This is a genomic window from Cupriavidus sp. GW822-FHT06G04, from assembly GCF_058799075.1.
Map to the genome: position 1 here is coordinate 83,491 of NZ_JBXALD010000003.1, position 21,351 is coordinate 104,841.

Annotated in this window: 15 protein-coding genes; 9 read left to right on the forward strand and 6 right to left on the reverse strand. The window is 64.2% G+C overall.

Annotated elements, in window-relative coordinates; translation table 11 throughout:
• Positions 1-16: 16 nt before the first annotated feature.
• From AC1RKI_RS07685 to AC1RKI_RS07700, 4 genes are read right to left on the reverse strand one after another with little or no spacing between them, the layout of a single operon-like run.
• Positions 17-1,696 (reverse strand): non-canonical purine NTP pyrophosphatase, encoded by a 1,680-nt coding sequence (locus tag AC1RKI_RS07685; protein WP_160473964.1) that lies wholly within the window; start codon positions 1,694-1,696, stop codon positions 17-19.
• Positions 1,689-2,666, reverse strand: a complete 978-nt coding sequence (locus AC1RKI_RS07690; protein WP_186296845.1) for a beta-ribofuranosylaminobenzene 5'-phosphate synthase family protein — start codon at positions 2,664-2,666, stop codon at positions 1,689-1,691. Before AC1RKI_RS07690 ends, AC1RKI_RS07685 begins: the two co-directional genes overlap by 8 nt.
• On the reverse strand, positions 2,663-3,424 hold the full coding sequence (locus AC1RKI_RS07695) for a phospholipase D-like domain-containing protein (protein WP_160473962.1): 762 nt from the start codon (positions 3,422-3,424) through the stop codon (positions 2,663-2,665). The genes AC1RKI_RS07690 and AC1RKI_RS07695 overlap by 4 nt, the downstream gene beginning before the upstream one ends.
• Entirely contained in the window at positions 3,421-4,596 is a 1,176-nt protein-coding gene (locus AC1RKI_RS07700) for a DNA adenine methylase (RefSeq protein ID WP_160473961.1), read from the reverse strand. The genes AC1RKI_RS07695 and AC1RKI_RS07700 overlap by 4 nt, the downstream gene beginning before the upstream one ends.
• A gap of 564 nt (positions 4,597-5,160) precedes the next feature.
• Between AC1RKI_RS07700 and AC1RKI_RS07705 the strand changes: the two genes are divergently transcribed.
• From AC1RKI_RS07705 to msuE, 9 genes are all read left to right on the forward strand, one after another.
• Positions 5,161-7,284 (forward strand): phage integrase family protein, encoded by a 2,124-nt coding sequence (locus tag AC1RKI_RS07705; protein WP_160473960.1) that lies wholly within the window; start codon positions 5,161-5,163, stop codon positions 7,282-7,284.
• Between the two features lie 668 nt (positions 7,285-7,952).
• On the forward strand, positions 7,953-9,236 hold the full coding sequence (locus AC1RKI_RS07710) for a hypothetical protein (RefSeq protein WP_144198215.1): 1,284 nt from the start codon (positions 7,953-7,955) through the stop codon (positions 9,234-9,236).
• A 112-nt stretch (positions 9,237-9,348) separates the two neighbouring features.
• The gene (locus tag AC1RKI_RS07715) at positions 9,349-10,629 is read left to right on the forward strand and encodes a hypothetical protein (RefSeq protein ID WP_144198216.1); all 1,281 of its coding nucleotides are present in this window, start codon (positions 9,349-9,351) and stop codon (positions 10,627-10,629) included.
• 130 nt (positions 10,630-10,759) lie between these two features.
• Positions 10,760-12,262, forward strand: a complete 1,503-nt coding sequence (locus tag AC1RKI_RS07720; protein WP_144198217.1) for a TnsD family Tn7-like transposition protein — start codon at positions 10,760-10,762, stop codon at positions 12,260-12,262.
• Between the two features lie 39 nt (positions 12,263-12,301).
• A complete protein-coding gene (locus tag AC1RKI_RS07725; RefSeq protein ID WP_144198218.1) occupies positions 12,302-13,813 on the forward strand; it encodes a TnsD family Tn7-like transposition protein in 1,512 nt (503 codons plus the stop codon).
• Between the two features lie 67 nt (positions 13,814-13,880).
• Positions 13,881-14,618, forward strand: coding sequence for a hypothetical protein (locus AC1RKI_RS07730; RefSeq protein WP_144198219.1), 738 nt, complete (start codon positions 13,881-13,883; stop codon positions 14,616-14,618).
• Complete coding sequence (locus tag AC1RKI_RS07735; protein WP_144198220.1) at positions 14,608-17,046, forward strand: TnsB C-terminal domain-containing protein; 2,439 nt, start codon at positions 14,608-14,610, stop codon at positions 17,044-17,046. Before AC1RKI_RS07730 ends, AC1RKI_RS07735 begins: the two co-directional genes overlap by 11 nt.
• 340 nt (positions 17,047-17,386) lie before the next feature.
• On the forward strand, positions 17,387-18,199 hold the full coding sequence (locus AC1RKI_RS07740; protein ID WP_061959911.1) for a MetQ/NlpA family ABC transporter substrate-binding protein: 813 nt from the start codon (positions 17,387-17,389) through the stop codon (positions 18,197-18,199).
• A 142-nt stretch (positions 18,200-18,341) separates the two neighbouring features.
• On the forward strand, positions 18,342-18,905 hold the full coding sequence (gene msuE, locus AC1RKI_RS07745; RefSeq protein ID WP_061959912.1) for an FMN reductase: 564 nt from the start codon (positions 18,342-18,344) through the stop codon (positions 18,903-18,905).
• 35 nt (positions 18,906-18,940) lie between these two features.
• Here msuE and AC1RKI_RS07750 read toward each other — a convergent pair whose 3' ends face one another.
• Both AC1RKI_RS07750 and fghA read right to left on the reverse strand, forming a co-directional pair.
• Positions 18,941-20,416 (reverse strand): amidase, encoded by a 1,476-nt coding sequence (locus AC1RKI_RS07750; RefSeq protein WP_492796155.1) that lies wholly within the window; start codon positions 20,414-20,416, stop codon positions 18,941-18,943.
• Between the two features lie 81 nt (positions 20,417-20,497).
• Positions 20,498-21,346: an S-formylglutathione hydrolase gene (gene fghA, locus AC1RKI_RS07755; RefSeq protein ID WP_150980519.1), complete on the reverse strand. Its 849-nt coding sequence runs from the start codon at positions 21,344-21,346 to the stop codon at positions 20,498-20,500.
• Between the last annotated feature and the right edge of the window lie 5 nt (positions 21,347-21,351).

Here is a 21,351-nt window from a genome sequence, read left to right on the forward strand (position 1 = left end):
GCGTGTCGTCAGTGGGTCACGGTTCCAGGTGGCGCAATGGAAGCGTCAACTGGCCATCGTCGACGCGATCGTGGCCCCGTTTGTGGGAGCGTCGCACCTCCGGGATGCCATCCAGTTGTTGTGCCTGGCTGGTCCCCGTGGCCGACAACCGATACTCCAAAGACCGGCCTCTGCCATCGCGTTCGCGGAAGCGCACTTCGTAGTAAGGGTGGAATCCCTGGTTGAAATAGCGGCTGACATTGTTCTTGTTTTTCTTCTCGTTGAAGCGCTGGTTCAAGGCCGCCGCGATTTCTGTCGTGGTTAACCACTTCTCCGTGCATTGCTCCGCCAGTAGCGTGCGAAGAATCAGGCCTTCGAGCTGATCGCGATTGGATTGGTCCTGACGGCTTGGGTTGCGCGCCTTGCCAGAGGCGTAGACCTGCAGGGCATCGCGATACCGGTCGTGGAGGGCCCCGTGGAGGTCTTCGAGACTGCCCTCATTGGCCTGTTGCGCGACCTCGGGCAGCCGGGCGATATCGGCGACGCCCATGCGGATCTCTTGCGCTTCGCGCTGCTTGAATTTGTCGCGCGTCACGCCATCCCGGCCACGCGCGATCGCGCGCGCGAGCCGGATCGATTCTGACGCCGTCAGGTACATGACGGCGGTCTCGGTATGGGATCCCACGGTACGTAGGAAGACTTCAATTTCCCGCGGCGACCGGAAGCCTGTCACGACCGCAGCGGGGGAGCTGGAGGCCTGGAGAAACTGCGCAATTGGCTGTGCCACGATGCCGGGCTGGGTCTGGAGGGCCGCCTCCGCAAAATCGCCGATGCGTACGGTGGTCCCAAGGCCGTGACGTTCCCAGAAGGCCTTGTGCATGAAGTCACTGGCTTCAATATGCAGGAGGTTGTATTCCTCACGCATCCAGGTTGCCGTGGTGGTCTTGCCGGCACAACTTGGTCCACAGATGATGAAAATCGACGGGTAGGTCGCGATACTGGGAAGCTGCAACTGGTCCGCTCCGTGCTCTTGACGGGGAGACAGAAGGCTCAGTTTGCGCAGTTTCTCCGCAATCTTCTCGAAGGCCCGGGCCCGGAAATCGGCGAGATTGGCCTGTTCGATATCCAGCGTACTGATCGGGCCATTCGCCCCGGTCGGTACGAACCATTTATTGAACGTCTTGTCGTCGAGCCAGGGATACACCAGATTCGGCTGAATCTTGCGCTCGCGATTGGCAATCACGCCGTGGGTTTCGCCCGAGACCCAGAGATACGGCGCGCTCTCGCCCAGCGAGGCCCGCCAACTTTGCGGCAAGTGCATCACGATATCCGAACGCACCACCACCTTGCGGTTGTTACCGGCGCGCTTCAGCAAGGCGTCCAGCTTGGAGAACGTCATCTCGCGCATCCAATACTTGACGTTGACCCCGGGTACCTCCGCGTGCTTGCTGAGGGCTTCGACCACGACCGACGTGTCTTCGAAGAAGAACGTGCTGTGACCATCATCCTTCGCGCCCTGGCGCTTCATCCACTGCTCCAGCGCGCTTTCATAGCTGCGCCGGAGCAACTCCTCTCGATCGTCAATCTCCGGCTCGTCGTAGCTGGCGTAATAGGTGGTCTCGTGAAATCCCTTGACGCGAACGCCGGCCTTATCACCCAGGTACCGGAAATGCGCGAGCTTCGATCGATTGGTGGAAAAGAAGACGATCTCAATCATGGGAGAGAATGCGGCCCGTGTTGTCCGGGCGGGTCCGGAACACCGCGGACGGTCCATACTGGCGTGTGGCTGCGGCGAACGCGGCGTCAAAGTCGCGCGCCCAGAATATCAGGGCCGGACCGATACTGCTCATCGCCACGGCGTCGCATCCGATCGACGCGAGATGGGCGGCGCATGCGCGAACAGTCGGCCCGTGGAGATCGATCTCCGCGCGTTTCCATGCGCAGCGTTGCAGGGCGTTGATCGAGGCACAGAAGGCCGCGTAGTCGCAGGCGTGGATGGCCGCCAGCGTGCCGAACAGCGCGTGATACGTAATCTCGAAGACGTCTGCGTCCGGCAGCGGTAGCCGCTGGGCAAAGAACGCCTGCTCTTGCGCCAGAGAAATCGCCGAGGCGCCGGGCGGAACCAGGACCCCCATGGGCCAGTCCGGCATGGCAAGGCGCGCCATCTCGAGGGGCGGTTCACGCACCTCGTCGGTGGCGTCTGACCCGACGATGGGCGCGGGATTGAACCGTCGCCCGGCATCGAAGATGAAGCCGCCCTGGAAGTAGCTGCTCAGCCCGATGCCCGACGCGCCGCCACGCCCACAGTGGGCGCGCAGGTACGCCGGACTCACGCTCACGTCGTTGAGCAGAAAGAGGGATTCCAGGCTGGCCAGTGCCACCGCGGTGCCGGTGCCGAACCCGGCGTGTCGTGCCGGTAGCTGGACTTCCACGAGACGCAGCCCCTGCGTCAACTGCCGCTGGCCCATGAGGTGTTCCAGGCGTTCGGTGAGCGACGCGATTTCGGCGGGGAGATAGCTGCATGATGCCAGGGCGCGCAGATCGACGCCGGGGTGGGGCGCAAAGGCGAGGGTCGAGCGCGGCGCGGCGATGCCGAAGCCCACGCCGCCATTGCGGCGATAGCCTGCGCGCCCGAGGTCGATCAGCGTGAGGTGTACGCGTGACGGGACGCTCACGCGAACGATCACGGCGTGGGCCCCGCTGGCGGCATCGGGCCCAACGGCGCGGCGGTCGCCCAGGTCTTTTCGAAGTAGTTCAAATACGATGCCGCGTAGGGACTGTGGTTGAACACATGCAGTGCTGGCGTGTGCTTGCTCTCCACCCCCGGCAGCAGCGGGCCCACCACGAGCTCGTTGTCCGCACGTACGAACGAGGCGAGAGGTGTGGCATCGAAGTAGCGGACTTCGAAGTGGCTCGGATATTTTTCCGCGATGGCCTCGAAGAGTCTGCGGGCGATGGGACATTTCTCGTTACGCTCACGGTCATCGAGGCGCGCGGGGGCGGCCACGAGGATGCGGACCGCCACACCGCGTTTCAGGGCCTCGATCAGGGACTGCTTCTCGGGCTTCGGTGAGCCGGCATCGGCGAAGTCCTGCATCAGGCGTGTCGCGGTCGAGCCCAGAACATCGATGTTGGCTCGCGCGGACTGAATGAGCCGGCCATAGTAGGCTTCCTCGTCGCGGTTCGACAGGACGTTTTCAACGCCCATGCGCCGAAAGCGATCGATGGCGCGGGCATCGGCCCAACTGAGACAGAATTGGGCGAGCGTGACGACCAGGCCTGAGGCCATACCGGACGCAAAGACCCACAACGGCCCCTCTTTCGCCAGAAAGGGCTTGTCGGCCAGAATGATGGTTAGCCAGCCGAGAATCGCCAGCAGCAGGCCCGTGACGACCACGATGGCCCAGGGCATCGAGATGGAAAGCTTCTTGTTGTAGAGGCTCATGGCTCACCGATCAGCAACAGTTCGAAGAATTTTTGCTTGGACAACGCGCGGCCATAGGCGCGACGGGACAGGCGCACGCGGCTGAAGCTGTCGCGGAACAAGGCAAACAACTCCGCCTCGGAGGGATGTTCGCCCGAGACGTAGGACAGCGCGAACTTGGCCTGGCGATGCGTCTGGATCAGTGCCGCGATATTGCGCGTGAGGGCCGCCTTGTCCGTCCATTCACTGACCGTCGACGCGTCGATCCGCCGCAGACGGTCAGCGTCGTCGAGCAGGCGGGGCCATTCCTCATACCGGGCCAGGCCCTCGAGAAAGTGATAGCGCGACAGGTAGGAGTCGGCGGCTCGCGCGCGCTTGAAGTAGGGGGGGTCGACGTAGACGAAGTCGTAGCCCGGGGGGATCGCTTCGGCAGACTGGCCGGGGGAGACTTTGACCTTTCCGCCCAGCCCCCGCTGCATCCGCCGCACTTCCTCGAAGGTGCTCAGGATATGCTCGGCGAAGCTTTTCTCCCAGGTGGTGCGGTTCCCGAACTGCACCGCGACCCGTGACTGGCGCAACTTGAGGTTGGCGCGATGAAACAGGTTATAGGGACGCTTCTTGAGGCAGGCCTGGAACAGGCAATGGAGCAGCAGATCCTTGCAGGCCGGCTCGACATGGGCGAGCGTGGCCATGAAGCCGTCGAGCCAGGCATTCTCCTCGTCGGTAAAGTAGAGGCCGGCGAAGTTGGCGGCGATGAAGCCGGGGCGCGGTCGGACCGCACGCAGGATGGACGCTACGCCGGCGGCCGAGAGCTGCACCGTGGCCGAGGAGAACAGGGCGCGCGCCGAAATCGTATTGAACTGGAAGACGTCGTTGTAGGTGACGTCCCAGCCCAGTTGGGACAGCAGGTGCGAGACGGCGCCCGTCCCGCCAAAGGCGTCGAGCGCGGTGCATCCCTCGAGTCGCCCAAACTCCTCGCGCAACCAATCCATTTGCCGCCGTTTGCTGCCGTAGTACCGCGTGGTGGGAAACGGACTCGGCTGACCGAACGTCGTGGGGGCTTCCCGCGACGGCAGTCGTGCGTCATCGCGGGAGCGCCGCGATAGCACGCTCGACGCCGGGATGATGGAAGACACCTCGTCGTCGAGGGCGAGGTCTTCGGCCTCCCATGGTTCGGCTAGTTCGGTCTGCATTGGCATGGCCTTCCCGGATGCGCCTGCCGCCGGGCCATCGGCGTGGGCACGACGCGGGGAGGCAATGGATTCCTGAGGATTGGTTCGGACCAAGAGTATTGCACAGGTCACACCTGGCGAAGACCCTGCCGAGGGGGGCGTATGCGCCGGGCAACAGCCGGACCGGGGCGGTCGCCGCGCGCGGCGCGTATGGCTGCGCGGGAGGTTGCAGGACGGCGCAGACGGGTGATGCCGTCGCCGGTTTTGCGGAACTGGATAGCAAAATAACCCGCCTTATTTTGCTATCCTAAAACGACCGACACCACGGGCTCTGCGCCATCCACGGCGACGGCCGCGCGGGCGGTGGGTGGCACGCGGGACGCTTTTGAGGCTCGCCCGTGGCGTTGGCGCCGCCCGGTGTGCCGAGGTGCGTCATTCCCTCGGCCCACCCGCGCCGGCATGGCGAGCCAGCGGCCCGACACCGTGTGTGTCCCAATGCGAGGAGGGCGCATGCCTCCCGTCCCTGTAGACCCTGCCGCCGAAGCCAGGCCGGACCCAGCGCCTTCGGACGCCGTCGGAACGGCTGTGCCGCCGGCCCTACGTCGCGACGCCCCCAAGCCATCGGCCCTGCTGGACCGCCTGCTGCATCGCCTGCCCGTGGTCACGCGACGCCGGCTGCACCGCGGTCACTTCGCCTACCTCCGGGCCGTGCTCCAGGGCGTCGCCCCACGCATCGCGGCCCCGCTGTACGTCCCCGAAGCCGCAGACCCCGACGCGGCCTCGGCCGCCGACGCCACGGCCGCTGCCGGTGCCGGTGCCGGTGCCGCTGCTGCCCGTGACGAGGCGGACCTGCAGCCCGTGCACCGCCTGACCGGCTGGATCCGCGCCGAGCTGTGCGCGGCGGCCGCGCGCGGTGGCAACTTCGCCCGCGCGACCCTGCTGCGCCTCGATCTGGCGCCCGGGGCGACGGCGCTGCCGACGCTGGCCGCGTTCGCCGCAGCGCAGGGCCTCGAGGAGTTCAGCGAAGGCGAACAGCTCGCCGCATACCAGATGGCATTCGGGACGGCACTCGACCAGCAGCGACGTCGCACCGCGCTGCTGCGCCGGCAACTGCTCGCCATCCACCAATTGGAAGCCACCATGGCGGCACCGGTCGGGCTCGACGACGGCGTGCAAGCGTGGTTCACCGATGCGATCGCCGCCCGCCTGACCGCCCACGGCCTGCGCACGCTGGCCGAGCTGCACGCGCGCGTGGCGGCGGACCCGCGCTGGTGGCGTGCTGTCGCCGGGATCGGCGCGGGCAAGGCGCGGGCGATCCGGCAGTTCCTGTCGGCGCACACGGCCACCCTGGGGGGCTTGCCGGAAGCGGCGCCAGGGCGCGCGCCAGCGTCGGCCCCGGCCGGGCGCCAGGCACCGCCCGCGGCGGACAGCGGAACGGCAAGCGGGGTAACAGGTCGGCCGGATGGCACGGCGACAGCATTTGAATTACCCGCACCGTCGCCGCTGATGCCGATGACGCGGCTGGTGCTGCCTGCTGAGTTGGACGGGCGGACAGGGCGCTTCCGGGCACCGCGCGAACTGTGCTTGATCGACGCGCCGGACGATCGCGCGGCCATCGCGAGCTGGCTCGCGGTCCGGGCGCCGTCGCTGCAACCCAGTTCGCCGGAAGCCAGTTCACCGGGTGCGCCGGCGCGTCGTTCCCATACCTATGAGGCCTACCGCAAGGAGGCGGAGCGGCTCTTGCTCTGGTGCGTGATCGAGCGCCGGCGCGCGTTGTCCTCGCTCACCCCTGAGGATGGCGCGGCCTATCTCGCCTTCCTGCAGGCGCCGCCGCCCGCGTGGTGTGGACCGCGCAATGTGCCCCGTTGGGCCGTTGGATGGCGGCCGCTTGAAGGCGCGCTTTCGGCGCGCAGCGTGGGGTACGCGGCCTCCGTGCTCGGGAACCTGTTTGCCTTCCTCGTCACCCAGAATTACCTGGTGGGCAACCCGTTCCGGGCGGTGCGCGTGCCGGTGCGGATCCCGCGCGGCCCCGATCCCGGCCGAGGCTTAAGCCATGAACTCTGGGCGCACGTGGCCGCCGCGCTCGACCGGCTGCCGGCGGGCCTGGCGAGCCAGCGCCTGCAGGTGGCCCTGCACCTGCTGTATGGCGGCGGGTTGCGCCTGGCCGAGCTGGTCGCGGCGCGCACCGACGATCTGGAGCACGTCACCCTGCGACAGGCCGACGGCACGCCGGTTACCGGCTGGCTCTTGCGCACGGTGGGCAAAGGGCAGAAGGTGCGCCTGGTGCCCGTGCCGGACGCCTGGATCGATCGGCTCGGGCGCTACCTGGTCGCGCGGGGCCTGCCCGGCGATCCGCGCCTGGCCGCGCAGGTGCCGATCCTGGGCGTGGTGCGCGGCGTCGTCGCCGCCGATATCGGGGTGACGGGCAGCGCGCTACACGGCCAACTGAAGCGCTTCTTCGCCGGCGTGGCGCAGCGTCTCGATGCGTCGGAACCGGCGCTGGCGGCCCGGCTGCGCCAGGCCAGTGCGCACTGGCTGCGGCACACCTGTATCAATCACAGCCTCGACGGCGGGCTACCCGTGGAGCTCGTCCAGCAGAATGTGGGCCACGCGTCGCTGGACACCACGACGGCGTATGTGCGGACGGAGGACGCGCGGCGGCTTGCCGCGATGCACAAGCTGTGGCAATCGCCTCCCGCATCCGCGTAATGCGGTGCGGCACGCCGGCCAACATAATCGGTACGCGGTAATCCCCCGCCCGCCCCGTCCAATCAAGGGATGGCGGGAAAAATCCTGCACCAAAAATCGCCACAAAAATACCGGAAAATCGCCAGGAAGGATTATGCGAATCGCGTGAAGGGGGTATTTGGCGCGATTTCGTGAGGCACATGAATCACTTTGATGGGTGTGGGCGGCGATTTTAAAGCGTCTTTAAAAATATTCGGAGAGTAGCGGTGGTAATTCTCTGATTGTAAAGGAAAAAAGCGTGGTGATTTTACTATGAATATGGCAAATGGAAGGCCAGGGAAGGACGATGCGCAGCGCGGAATTGCTGCGGGGAGCCGACTCGTCAGGAGCGAGGGGTGATGGAAAATCGTGGGCCATAAAAAAACGGCCGCCCTTGCGAGGCGGCCGTTTCTCTCCTATATCCTTTCTACGCCCGGCTGGCGGGTAATCGAAAAGGAAATCCAGGAAGAACTGAAACCCATCCCCCACGTAGGATCCGGAATGCCAAGGACGCATCCAGTGATCTCGCGCGGTCTCAAGGTCGATACAGGCGGTGTGGTGCCCAAAGTATTGATCGAAAGCCCGCAAAAGATCAAGGACGCTGCGCGCCTGTGCCTCCGGAATCTGAAAAATGAATTTCGGAGCACATCATGGCCACACGCACCAAAGCATTGCCGGCGACCGGATCGCCGGAACCGCACACGACGGCCCGCGACACCACGCGGCCTGCCCGCACCCGCACTCGCACCGGGAAAGACCGCGACTGCATGGATCGGGATCGCGTGGACCTCGATCCCGACCACAAGCTCGATCCCAGTCTCGCCCCGGCCGCGCTGCCCCCGGCCAATGCGCCCGGGCATCCGCTGCCGCCGGCGCCGACGCGCGGCAGCGAGGACTTTCCGGGCATCGGGGACGGCGAGGTCGTGACCGATCGGCGCCCCCGCATCGTTGGCGACCGGCAATTTGACCCGCGACTCGACCTGCCACTGCCGTCCGACGATGCGCATTCCCCGCGCCCCTCGCGCCGCCATAGGGAGCGGATGGCGCGCAGGCTGGGAGATCTTGCCCACCTGTCCGGGGTCGAGACGTTGCGCGGCCGCCAGATCGTCGCGTCCGGGCTGTCAGCGACACCCCGGCAGGATCTGCCCATCCTGCATGACTGGCTGCGTCCTGTGGATGGCCAGGGCCAAGCCGGACAAGCGGTCGATGTGACGTCCTCGCGGCCGACCGCGCCGGAACTTTCGACTGACGAGGTCGAACGCCAAATCGCTGCGGTGTATTGGGACGCCTTATGTGTCAGATCGGGTCTGCGGCCGGCCGCCACGGGCGAACGGCCGTCGACTTCCCCGACGGCAGAGCCGCCGGCGGATGACGCGCCACGCCGTCGCCGGACTCTGCATGCCCGCCAGCCCGCAGCGCATGCGCGGACCGATGAGGGCGAGTCCTATGCACCGGTCAGCAAGGCCGAGGTCGAAAAAAGCATGCGGCGGCTCCAGCGACAACTCCAGTCGGCCAACGTGCCCTGGGACACATCGCCGGTGAACGTCGTCCTGGTCGCGAACCGCGCCGGCCATAAGGGCTGGGTAGAGGGCCGAACTGCGCCCCGGGACCGCACGCTTGAGCGGGCGCCGGTCGACGTCGCTTCCCGCAACGGCGAGGCGCGCCGCGACACGACCGAAGCGGTACGCGGTGCACCCGTGGCGAGCGTGGGCCACTGCGTCGCGAGCCATGACCCGGCGAGCGGCACGCTGCTGCTGCATCTGATCAGCATCCACCTGACGCCTACCCCGAATGGCTCGTTGGAGCGGCGCGAAGTCGTGCGGAGCTGGCGCATTCCCGCCGCGCCAAGCCCGTCGCACCCGGGGCCGGATAGCTTCGACCGAATCGCGAAGGTGCTCGACATGGTCTTTGCCCGCGTCGGCCCGCGCGGCTGACTTCCTGTTTGCACTCCTGTTTGCAATAGACGCGGTGCGGGACCGCCATGGCGCGGTCCGCGCCCCCAAGCGTTCTGCCGACGCAGAGGCGCTGTTTTCGAAGGAGACAACCATGCGTACACCTGCTCGAGCCAGCCAGACGCGGCGCGTGCACCTGGCGATCCGCCGCGGTTTTCTGGTGGAAGCCCTGCCAGCGCCACTGAGGAAGAGTGATCTGCTAGAGGCGCTCAGTCACGCCGATGTCCTGGAGGATTCGTCCCTGCGGGGCAAGGCCCGTTCCCGTCTGGCACGGGGACGACTTGATATTGAGGGCGGCATTCTTCCGACCTCAGAAGAGCTCGATATCGCGGAGCTCATCATCGAAATGGTCGAGACGCGGACGCAGGCCAAGGGCGATAGCCTGGTCCAGATCCGGCAGGACACCACGCGGGCGATCTACCACGCCCGCTACGGGATGCAGGAGCTGTGTTCGCGCGAGGCATCGGAGCGCGCGCGCCGCGTGCTGATGGTAGCGGCGCCCCTGTCGCTGGACGCCGCCAAGCTCGCTTATGCCGTGCAGGCCCATTTCGGTGTCTGTCGCCAATATGACCGGGTCGACGAGTTCGACGAACGTGGCCAGTCCATTGTCACGCCCGGTCGTCTGTACCACTGGCCGTTCCTGGTCGTCCGGGTGAGTATTCGGCTCAATGAGACTGCCTTCGTCCCGGCGCTCTTGCGCAGCTTGGATGCCTACTTGCACCAAGGTCTCGCCCAGGCCTACCGAAGGTCGAACATGCCGGCGCTGGAGGTCATCATCCGCACCTTGTCCGCGCTGCATGTGGGTGCCATCGCGATCGTTGGTCTGGACTCGCGGCATGCCGCACGCGTGCAGGAGTTTGCCGATTTCGTGCAGACGCTTGGCAACGTTGCCGATGCCGGCTTCGGCGTCGTCGTGTTCCTGGCGTCGGGACTCGCGAGACCGGGGACCGCCCGCGACGCGCTCGACTTGCTGTCGGTGGGCAGGGTGCACGAGATCGTCCCCCATGCCGACAGCGACGTCGAGCTATCCCAGTATTACTGGGGCAAGCTTCCGACCAGCGCGCCGATGCCCGATGCATTGCTCCCGCTTATGCAGCAGGTCGGAGGGCACCGCATGGCTTATCCGCTGATGTTCTGCGAAATCAACCGGCGCCTGCATCGGCAGCGCAGCTATAACCCGGAAAAACTCCTGGACGACCTGCTCGAGGAGGCATGCCCGGCGTTGCTGAAGTACGTCAGGTTGTATGCGAAAGCGGAAGTGGAGTTCCATGAGTCCGTGCGCTATGCGGACTGGCTGTCGTACCGCGTACCGGTCAAGCCCAAGGCGGAGCGACAGGCCCAGGGGGTGCCGAAGCAGGCGGCCTCAGGTCGCTGACGGTTGAGGATGTCGGTCATGGGCAGTTGTCGCTGCGGCGGCTGCCCGCCGGCTGACCCGGAACCGATAGGTCTTCCGATGCCGCGCGCCCTTGCGACGCGCCGATTTCACTTTTGACCAGGAGCCGATCATGTTGGAATTGATTGCCCCACTACTGCCGCGCCATCCATTCGAGATGGCGAGCAGCCTTGCCAATGAGATGTTCGGCATGCTTCCGCCTTTGGCAAACAACGAGCGCCGTGCAAGGCTCGCGCACGGAACGATATCGTGGCCGCTGAACAAGCTCGCAGCCTTAGGCGATGGCTTCTATGGTGATGTCGGGGAACTCGTAAATACGCGTACTCTTCTAAACTATTGCCGATTTTCCATGGCGCCAGTTCGGTTCGAGCGCCTGAGGCGTCGCGCTATCGATGGCACTGTCAGTTGCCATACAGGCGACGGAACGGTTATTAGCGACTATCGTCCGCCGATGGTTTGCCCCTTGTGCGAACAAGAAGCGCTGCAAGACTTCGGCACCGTGGCACTTCTTTGGCCACACCAAGCGGCCTTGGTTGACGCCTGTTGGAAGCATGGGGTGCTACTCGCTGAGTTTCATGGTGCGACTGACTACGGCATGGCAGTGCGCAACGTGAAAATAGCTTCAAAAGAAGAGGTCGAATTCGCGTGCGACATCGTCGCACTGTGCGAATGGGGCCAGGACATCGAATGCGCCATAGCCAACATCAACGAGCGTGTTCGCAATGCGGGTTTCAAGTACGGAAATGGTAGTTTTTGCAGAGCGAAATTGATAGAAAGCTTTCAAGCCCATGTGCGGAAGAACGTTCGTAGCCCGATGCTGCACCAAATCGGTATGGGGCCTTATACCATACATCGCATCGTACGATTTCTGACGCAGTGCTACGGTTATATACAACCTGTCTTGCTGGCGATCTTTCTCCGATTCCTGCGCCAAGTAAGCCCGATGGCGGTTGCGTCCCTGCCGAATCCGAGTTACGCGAGAAGCCCATCCTCGCCGGCGCACGCCTGGAGTGCATTTGACGAACCGACGCTGAAGCAACCTGAGTGTCTTGATGCTGTTGCACTCCGCTTAAAGGGATATAGCGGAACTGCGGTGGGGGCGATCAAGGGGATGAAACTCAGTACCGTCAATCAGCGCGTCTACCAGTCTGGGCGCCAAGCGGAGGTGCGTCGGGCTAGAGTTCTGTTCTTGCGGCGTACTGCACGCGCGGCATGGAAAAGTGCTTACCTGAAGCATGGCAGAGTGGCGGTGGGCATTGTGGCATCGGCGGAACCGCGCGCGTATGTCTGGCTCATGGCGCATGACCGAGACTGGCTGTTGTCGAACTCTTTCTATGCCCCGAGAAAGACTAGACTGCGCGGCGTCTACCGCCTGCCTGAACAACAACGCCGCGTTGTCGCCCGTCTAAAACGCGCCGTGGAGGTGCTGGCCGGTGCAGGTCAAGTCTTACCGCTCCGGTATCAAGCGGTCCTCGACGAAGCGGGAATGTCGAATGCTTTTTGTCGTTTTTGGATTCTCTCTAGTCCAGAATTTGCAAGGGCGGTCCGTCCTTTGTTCCATGCGAATAACATCCTCGTGCCGCCCTCGTTGGAGGCTCGGTTCTTGTCGCTATAAGGGCCGAGGGCTAAGCGCCGGACGCGAAGGAGAACTGCCGTGCTATTGGACAGTATTGGTGTTGCTTTGCCCCATGATCCCTTCGAAGCCGCATCGAGCCTCGCCACGCATGTAATAGGCAGCCTGCCGTATATCCGATATGGAGGATTCGAACGAGATGCCGATCTCGCCTATGGCACCGTCACCGTTGCGTTGGCACAATTGGCCGCCTTCGCGTCCGGATTCTTCGGGACTGCCGACGACATTTTGGCGCAGCGTACGCTCACCAACTATTGCACGTTCCAAATGATGCCGCCAATGCGCGAGGCGTTCCGGCAGCGCGTTAAGACGGGACAGGGCGTTATCCGACCATCGGGTCGCGCGCCGTGGATGATCGCGACCTATCCGGGCAATCTGGTTTGCCCCGTGTGCGAGCCCGCAGCATGGCATGAGTATGGCACGCGCGCCATCTTCTGGCCGCATCGTGCACCGATGGTGCGGGCCTGCTGGCGTCATGGCGTTCAACTCGTCCCGATGGCCTCTGGCCCCGAACCCAACTATCCGGCCGAGTGCGTGCGCGAGGCCGGCCCGGCGCAATCGCAATTCGCGCGGGACACGGTAATGCTGTGCCAGCTCGGGGCGGATTGCGGACAAGCGGCGATAGGGTTCGAGGCACAACTCGCCGCGGCTGGCGTCCTGCGGGAAAACGGCACCTATGCCACGGCTCAGTTCTGTCGCAGCTTCCGCACGTTCTGCAAACACGCGCTCGATGCCCCGGCACTGCAGGGCGTGTTCGACCGCCCGTTGTTCGGACAGAACGTCCTCCACTGGGTCCGCTGCAGCGGGGAACGCTATATTGCGCCGTTGCTGCTCGTGCTGCTGCTGGGCTGGCTGCGTCTGGCGGCGCGCTCGACTGCGGTCAGCCCGTTGCCTGCGCCGGCACACCCGCGACGTGGTCGGATCATTAAACGAGAGACAAGCGGGTGGGCCGGGCGCTACAGCGTGACGCCATTGTCTGTGGACGGCCGCAAACACTATGGCAAGGCGGATATCGAACGCCTGCTACGCGCTCACTGCACCTATCTGCAAATCGCGACGCTCTGCCGGATGAGGCCGCGGGCCGTGCACCAGTTTATTGCTGATGCAGGACTGCGGCCGCTCGCGGTAGCGACGCGTTTCGCCGAGCGACGCGCCGCAGCGCGTCGTGCCTGGCAGAGCGCTTGCCAGCGCCATCCCGGCGGCTCCCAACGTGCCATCCGCAAGCTCGAGCCGCGCGCCTATGGGTGGCTTGTCACCAACGACAAGGCGTGGCTGCTGCAGCAACACCAGAAGACCGAGGCGGCAAAAGGGTGGCGGCGGGCGCTTCTGCCTACAGCCGGCAGCGCAGCAACCATCGCCGAGCAGGTGCGCCAGGCTGGCCGGACGCTGTCGGCGGCTTCTCGGACGGGACGCTGCTCGAAAGCGGGGCTGTGCCGCGCGCTTGGGGTCACGCCTTACTTGCTCGAGCGCTGGCGCTCGGCGTCGCCTCTGATCGCCACCGCCATCAAGCGCGCGCTCGAAGGAGACGCATGATCGTGTAGTCGCCCTCGGAGTCGACAAAGTGGAAGGTCTATGTCTTGAACTGTTTCCGCAGTACTGCGTGCCCGATCCGCAGTTGATCATGCCCGAGCGCGACGCGCTGGGCAATCTGACGGGATCACGATATGTACCCGGGCGGTTCGTCAATATCCGGAAGCGTCGATTCTCGACGGTCGCGATCACGAATAGTCTGACAGGTACGCAGCGACATGTGTCGCCCGGTGTCTCGCTGACGGCCCTTGACCAGCTTCTGAAGCTCAACCCCTATCTTGTCGAGGCGCGTGGCAACTACGCGGTTGTCAACCCGTTCGCAAAGTTGGGGCGTGCGCTCCCGCCGTTGGTGGACTGCATGCTGACGGTCGAATTGCTCGCCAATCGGGGCCAGCCGCATCTGCATGCGGTTTTTGTCAACGAAACGCGTATGACAAGGGTTCAGACACAGCTTCTGTCGCGCGGCGTCACGGTGGAACTGGTGGCGGACCGATCGGTATCGGCGCTCGCGCTGAAAAATGCCGCACGCTGCTACCAGACGCTGCTCGGGCTCGACATCCGGGCGTTGCGTGCGGCCGCCCAGGCGTTCGCCGGCTTGCTGCTGGAGAACTACGCGTCGTGGCAGGAGGAAGAACTGACCCTGGACCAGTGCCTGGAAAAAATGGAAAAGGTGGCTCGCTGCACAGCTATCGACGCTGCCAATCTGTTTTGCACGGCCCATGCGTATGGCTACCTGCGTGTCGATCCGGCGCATGAACTGCACCCGTATCGATCCCTGATTCTGGAGGTGCCGCATCATGAAGCTTGAACCCTTTCCCTTCGAGTCGTTCAAGTCCACCGTGCGCTGCGATCTGACCGGCGCGGGGGCACGCTGCTATCGCTTCGTGCACGCCGATCCGGACAAAAAAATCATGGCATTTTTCGACCTCGACGACAAGGGTTTTTCCCTAGGCAAACAACTCCTGGTCAAGACCTATGAAGAGCTACAACGGTTGCCCGACGAGGCTGTGGCAATCGTACCGGATCCATTTCCCCCGATAACGATTGAGCTGACCGACGACGCCAAGACGCAGGCGGCGATTCGCCAGAAAAAAAAGAAGGCGCCGAAAAGGGAGGGCGACTGGGTGACCCGCTGGAAAAAGATAAAGGGCCTGGTGTCGCGCGAACATATTGACTGGTCGCTGCTTGGCGATCACGGGTTTGGTGACCTATATGTCGACCCCCTGTGGCGACATGAGCTGATTGACCTGCTTATCGCGGACTCAGAGACGAAGCGCTATGAGGTCGAACGCGTGTTGGGGATCTACCTCCGCTTCGGGGGAACCTACGACGCGTTGCGACCGAGGACACAAGCCTGTGGCAAGCGAGGCTTTCCAAAATGGCAGCTTGCGGAGGCAATGAAGTCCGGACGACCTTATAAAGATCCGATTCTTCGGGGACGCGCGAACTGTCCTCGCACCAATCGTGCCGATGCCTTCTGGATCAAGCGTTTGCGGGAGGCGATTGACGGGATCGTCAAGGAGTACGACGCCGAAGCAGCTAAACGGGTTCGCGACCGGGGCTTCTTTCTGAATTACTTCTATGTGAACTGTTGCTATTTGACAGAATTAGAAGATGGGACCCGCATTCCCGTTGATGAGGCGACCATTCCCAGCCCACGCGCGCTTATCTATCACCGGGACTTGCTCCTCCTCGAGTATCCCACCCTAAAGCCGCTCGTTGGTGCGCTGAACGGTGCCCGAGGCGGCAGCGGCAAAGCCCTCACCTTTGGAGTGTTGGACACCGCGGATCTGGATGGTACGCTGCTCCCCGAGGCGTGTCTTGTCGTGGCCGATGATGACAGACACGATGTCACGCCCGAAAACTGCCGGTACTGTGGGCCGGCGACCATCATGCTTGGCATCTGCCGCAAGAGCAATGCTTACGCGGGGTGGCTAGTCACTGCCGGGGAGGAGAGCAGGGAGCACTATCAATATTTGATGTACAACATCCTGACTCCGCATGACGAGCGGCTGCGACAGCTCGGGCTGGATCCCGCCGACTATCCTGGCATTGTCAACGGGCAGTTCGACCAGATCGTGATGGACCGCGGTCCTGGCGCTTCGCACAAGATGCTGGACTGGACCGTCGATGGTATCAAGATCGATGTACGTCTGACCCGGGCTGGAGCCCCGCAGGACAAGGGCGGCATCGAAGGGGGCATCGGGCGAGTGAAGCAGGCGATGCGCAGCGACGGAACCTTGCGTGCCGCCGGGCCCATGGGAGAGCTGTTGCGTGCCAAAATTCTGGAGCGACTGAAGGCGCTGCCTCCCGGGGTGGCCACGGTGAAGTCCATCCAACAGGCGGCACAACGCAAACAGCGCAAGCGCGACTCGAAAGAAATACTCCTGATTACGCCGAAAGCGCTTGAGATTGTCGTGATCGAGGTGATCAACAAGTTGAACCTGAAGCGGAGCCGGAAGCCGACAGTTCTGGACGAGCGGATGTTTTTGGCCCATGTCGAGCCGATCCCGGCGCGCTTGCTGGCGGAACATCAAATGCTGCGTCGGGGCAATGCGGCGCTGGTCCGACGGCCCGTCGACCTGCTCGCGTCGATCATCGAGCCCCGGTATTGCACCGTGGAAGGCGGCAAGATTACGGTTGGAAAATTGTCCTATGGGAGTCCTTCCAGCGTGCCAGAAGGGGACGAAGGGGCCCGCGCCTTGCTGCAATACGGTGGGTCCCTCGCCGCTCGCGGCATCGACGCGAAAACGGCCAAGATCGAGGTCTATGTCAAGCCCTACAAGAATGTAGTCTGGTGGCGGCGGGGCGAAGGGGACTGGTTGCGTCTCGCGCCGACTGTGGAGTCGGCCGAGCACTGCAACCCGAATCGAGATTGGATTGAGATTCAGGCATTCGAGTCTGGCTGGAACCGGGACGAGGAGGCGGCCAGGCTGAAGGCACTGAAAGAGCTAATCAGCCAGAAGCCGAAGCCGGCAAAAAAGTTGCCCGCAGAGATGGTGGACGAGCTCGAGAAGATCAGGGATGCGCAGCTCGCGGCATGGCACGGGCCGGCGCCGGTCGATAGAGATGCCCGGAAGGCCTTGCAACAGGACGAGAAGCAAAGACGCCATGAGGCCGCTAGCGCAGCCGCAGGCGTTCCAGACACTTCGCCCCTGTTGACGGTGCCCGCCGAACAGAATACTTGGCGGACGAAGGGTCGTTCGCTTAAGGACTACCTCGCAGACGACGATTGAGGGCTATGTTAGACATTTTCTCAAACATTATTGTCATCGGGCCCAAAGCGACATGCGACGCACATCCGGTGGGTGAGGGCAGCAATCGTGCGCTAAGTTGCTGATCCACAGAGTATTTTTGAATTCTCCATCTATGTTGTACGAATTTCTCAATCTTTGTTGTATTGCCACAATTGCCAGCCATCCCGTGGGCAAGGCGGCCGGCGAGCCAGTCACGCTTCAGCCCGAAGCGCATTGAGGTAAAGTTCTGGCCTCGGCCGCGTCCCACTCGGCGCGGTTCGACCGCCATCATTGCGCACAACGCGATGGCGGCTTCTCGATTCCCAGGAAAACAAGACCTATGAAGATGCTCTCGATCACGAAGACCCTGGCCGCCGCAACCGTGGCGCTGGGTGTGGTTGCCGCCGGCAACGCCGCGGCGCAGGAACAGACGATTCGCGTTGGCACGGTGAGCGGGCCCGACGCCGAAGTCTGGCAGGTGGTGCAGAAGGTGGCGAAGAAGAACGGGCTGAACGTGAAGGTGGTGGAGTTCAACGACTACGTGCAGCCCAATGCCGCGCTGGATGCGGGCGACCTCGACGCCAACAGCTTCCAGCACCAGCCGTATCTCGATAGTCAGATCAAGCAGCGCGGCTACAAGATGGTCAGCGTCGGCTACACCTATATTTCGCCGCTGGGCATCTATTCGAAGACCCTCAAGTCGCCGAAGGACCTGCCGCAAGGCGCCAAGGTGGCGGTGCCAAACGATCCGTCCAACGAGAATCGCGCGCTGCTGTTGCTGGCCGCGCAGGGCGTGATCAAGCTGAAGCCCGGTGTTGGCACGAACGGTGTGAACGCCACGCCGCTGGATGTGGCCGACAATCCGAAGAAGATCAAGCTGGTGGAGCTCGACGCCGCGCAACTGGCGCGCGCGCTGCCCGACGTGGCCGCTGCTGTGATCAACACCAACTACGCGCTGGCCGCCGGCCTGCAGCCGACGACCAATGCGATCGCGCTGGAAGACATCCACAGCCCGTACGCCAACATCATCGTGGTGCGCACGCAGGACAAGGACAAGCCATGGGTGAAGAAGCTCGTGGCCGCTTACCAGTCGGAAGAGGTGCGCCAGTTCATGAAGGCGCAGTTCAAGGGCGCGATGGTGCCGTCGTTCTGATCCGGAACGCGCATCGTTGTGCACAGCGGAACGGCGGCCACGGGTCGCCGTTTTTGCATCTATCCATAGTCGAAATGCTTCGTTCGCATGCTGCGAGCGCAGCGCTAAGGTACGGAATCGAATCCCGCCCCGGAGTTACATTGTGTCCACACCGCTGAAAGTCGTCGCCGTGAATGGCAGCGCTCATCAACCGTCGCGCACGCTGGTGCTGATCCAGGCGCTGCTGGCAGAACTGGACCAGCGGCTCGTGCTCGATACGCAGATTGTCGACCTGAGCGAGATTGCACGTCCGCTCGGCGCGGCGCTGACACGCCAGGAACTGCCTGCCGATATCGAGGCACAGGTTGCCGCGATTGAATCGGCCGATCTGCTGATTGCCGCCGCGCCCGTGTACCGCGGATCGTTCCCGGGACACTTCAAGCATCTGTTCGATCTGGTGGGCATGGATGCGTTGATCGACAAGCCCGTGCTGCTGGCCGCCACCGGCGGCAGCGACCGGCACGCGCTGGTGCTCGAGCATCAGCTTCGCCCGCTGTTCAGCTTCCTGCAGGCACTGACGCTGCCGGTTGGCGTGTACGCGAGCACGGCGGATTTCGATGGCTATCAGGTCGGCAGCCAGGCGCTGGCCACGCGCATCGCGCTGGCCGCCGAGCGCGCCACGCCGTTGTTTGCGGCCTCGGCGCGCCAGCTGCGGCGAGTGGCCTGAAGCGAGTGATTTGACGGGCGAGCAGCCGCGCGCCCTCAGCTTTCCAGCGCCGGAGGCAGTCGGTCATTGACCCAGTCGCGCACCGCTTCATACGCGGCGGCCAGTTGCAGCACGCTCAGGTCGTCGCGCGGCCGGCCGATCAGTTGCATGCCCATCGGCAAGCCTTCCGCATTGAATCCCACCGGGACGCTGATCACCGGGCAACCCGACAGCGTCCACGCCACCACCACCTCCATCCAGCGGTGATAGGTGTCCATGTCGCGGCCGGCAATCGATGTGGGCCAGTGCTGGTCCACATCGAATGGGAACACCTGCGCAGTGGGCACCGCGATGTAGTCGAAGTCGGCAAAGATGCGCTGCAGCGCCTGATGCCACGCGCTGCGCTGGACGCTGGCCGCATACAGGTCGCTGGCCTTGAGATCGAGCGAGCCTTCGATTTCCCAGATCGCCTCGGGCTTGAGCTGCGCGCGCGTGGCCGGGTTGGTGTACAGCGCCAGGCGCGCATTGCCCGTCAGGAAGTGCCGGTGCACCAGCCACATCTGCCAGATCTTCTCGGCAGGATAGGGCGGTGCGATGGCATCGACGCTGACGCCGAAATCCGGGAAGAAACGCAGCGCCTGTTCGCACAGCGCGAGGATGCCGTCTTCCATCGGCAAATCGCCGCCCCAGTTACCCAGCCACGCTACGCGCTTACCCGACAGATCGGCGTCCAGCACGTCGCGCACGTTGCGGGGCGTCAGCGAGGCCAGTACGGGATCGTGCGGCAGTGCCTGCGGCGTGCGCGCATCGGGACCGGCTTGCGTTGCCAGCAGCAGCGCCAGGTCCGCAACGTTGCGCGCCATCGGCCCCTCGCAGCCGAGCTGCGGCAGGAACAGTTCCGGCGCGGGGCCATACGGCACGCGGCCTGCCGATGGGCGGAATCCATAAACATTGCAGAACGCGGCCGGATTACGCAGCGATCCGCCAAAGTCGCTGCCATCGGCCACCGGCAGCATGCGCAGCGCCAGCGCGGCTGCCGCGCCGCCACTGCTGCCGCCGGCCGAACGCGTGCGATCGTAAGGATTGCGCGTTGCACCGTACACGGGATTGAACGTGTGCGATCCCAGGCCAAATTCAGGCGTGTTGGTCTTGCCGATAAGGATTGCGCCGGCATTGCGCATGCGTTCGACAATGACCGAATCGCTGGCCGGTACGTTGTCCTTGAAGATCGGCGACCCGTAGGTGGTGCGAATGCCGCGCGTCATGGCCAGATCCTTCGGCGCTTGCGGCATGCCATGCATCCAGCCGGCCGATTTGCCGGCCGCCAGCGACTGATCGGCCGCGTCGGCTTCGCGCATCAACAGCGCGGCATCCTGTCGCGCAACGATGGCGTTGACGCCGGGATTGAGCGTGTCGATATGCGCGAGATAGGCCGCCATGACCTCGCGGCACGAGACCTCCCTGGCATGGATGGCGTGCGATAGCTGCCGCGCGGGCAGCATCACGATCGGGTCGGGTCGATAGGTGCTCATGGCAGGGCACGTTTTGCAGTCATTGGGGCAATAGCGGGGCGCTGGCAATCGGTGGCAGCGGTTGCCAGCCCTCGGCGTCGATCAGAGTCGTTCGGCGTGGTGCCGCAGATGATCGGCGATAAACGTCGTGATGAAGTAGTAGCCATGGTCGTAGCCGTCGTGCCGGCGCAGCGTAAGCGGCTGGCCCACGCTGGCACAGGCCGTCTCGAAGGCCTCCGGGTGCAGTTGCTCGGCCAGGAATTTGTCCGACAGCCCCTGATCGACGAGGATCCCGGACGGAAATGGCGCCGACGCCTGCGCCGCCATCAAGGCGCTGGCATCGTGTTGCGCCCAGCGGCTGCGGTCCTCGCCGAGATAGCCGGTGAACGCCTTTACGCCCCACGGGCATTGCGATGGCGCGGCAATTGGCGCGAAGGCCGAGACCGAGCGGAAGCGCTGCGGGTAACGTTGCGCCAGCACCAGTGCGCCGTGGCCGCCCATCGAATGGCCGAAGATGCCGACGCGGCCCGCATCAACCGGCAGTTCACGCGCGACAAGGTGAAACAGTTCGTCGGCCACGTAGCTTTCCATACGCCAGTGCATGCGCCAGGGCGCTTCGATCGCGTCGACGTAAAACCCCGCGCCCACGCCGAAATCCCATGCATCGGCCTCGCCCGGCACATGCGCACCGCGCGGGCTGGTGTCGGGCGCCACCAGGATCAGCCCGAGGCGCGCGGCGTGCTGCTGCGCGCCAGCCTTGATCGCGAAGGTTTCCTCGGTGCAGGTCAGGCCCGCGAGGTAGAACAGCGCCGGCACGCGCGCGGCGTTGGCACCCAGCGCCTGCGGCGGCAGGAAGACCGAGAACCGCATCGGCAGCCCGATGGCGGACGACTGGTGCTGGTAGAAGCGCTGCACGCCGCCGTGACAGCCGTGTTCGGAGAGCAGTTCCATGGCGC

What these genes read in the sequence shown, in the direction of transcription:
- AC1RKI_RS07700 (WP_160473961.1), bottom strand. Translation starts at nt 4,596, where the DNA reads ATGCAGACCGAACTAGCCGAACCATGGGAGGCCGAAGACCTCGCCCTC.
- AC1RKI_RS07715 (WP_144198216.1), top strand. Translation starts at nt 9,349, where the DNA reads ATGCGTACACCTGCTCGAGCCAGCCAGACGCGGCGCGTGCACCTGGCG.
- AC1RKI_RS07720 (WP_144198217.1), top strand. Translation starts at nt 10,760, where the DNA reads ATGTTGGAATTGATTGCCCCACTACTGCCGCGCCATCCATTCGAGATG.
- AC1RKI_RS07685 (WP_160473964.1), bottom strand. Translation starts at nt 1,696, where the DNA reads ATGATTGAGATCGTCTTCTTTTCCACCAATCGATCGAAGCTCGCGCAT.
- AC1RKI_RS07750 (WP_492796155.1), bottom strand. Translation starts at nt 20,416, where the DNA reads ATGAGCACCTATCGACCCGACCCGATCGTGATGCTGCCCGCGCGGCAG.
- AC1RKI_RS07695 (WP_160473962.1), bottom strand. Translation starts at nt 3,424, where the DNA reads ATGAGCCTCTACAACAAGAAGCTTTCCATCTCGATGCCCTGGGCCATC.
- AC1RKI_RS07710 (WP_144198215.1), top strand. Translation starts at nt 7,953, where the DNA reads ATGGCCACACGCACCAAAGCATTGCCGGCGACCGGATCGCCGGAACCG.
- AC1RKI_RS07735 (WP_144198220.1), top strand. Translation starts at nt 14,608, where the DNA reads ATGAAGCTTGAACCCTTTCCCTTCGAGTCGTTCAAGTCCACCGTGCGC.
- AC1RKI_RS07740 (WP_061959911.1), top strand. Translation starts at nt 17,387, where the DNA reads ATGAAGATGCTCTCGATCACGAAGACCCTGGCCGCCGCAACCGTGGCG.
- fghA (WP_150980519.1), bottom strand. Translation starts at nt 21,346, where the DNA reads ATGGAACTGCTCTCCGAACACGGCTGTCACGGCGGCGTGCAGCGCTTC.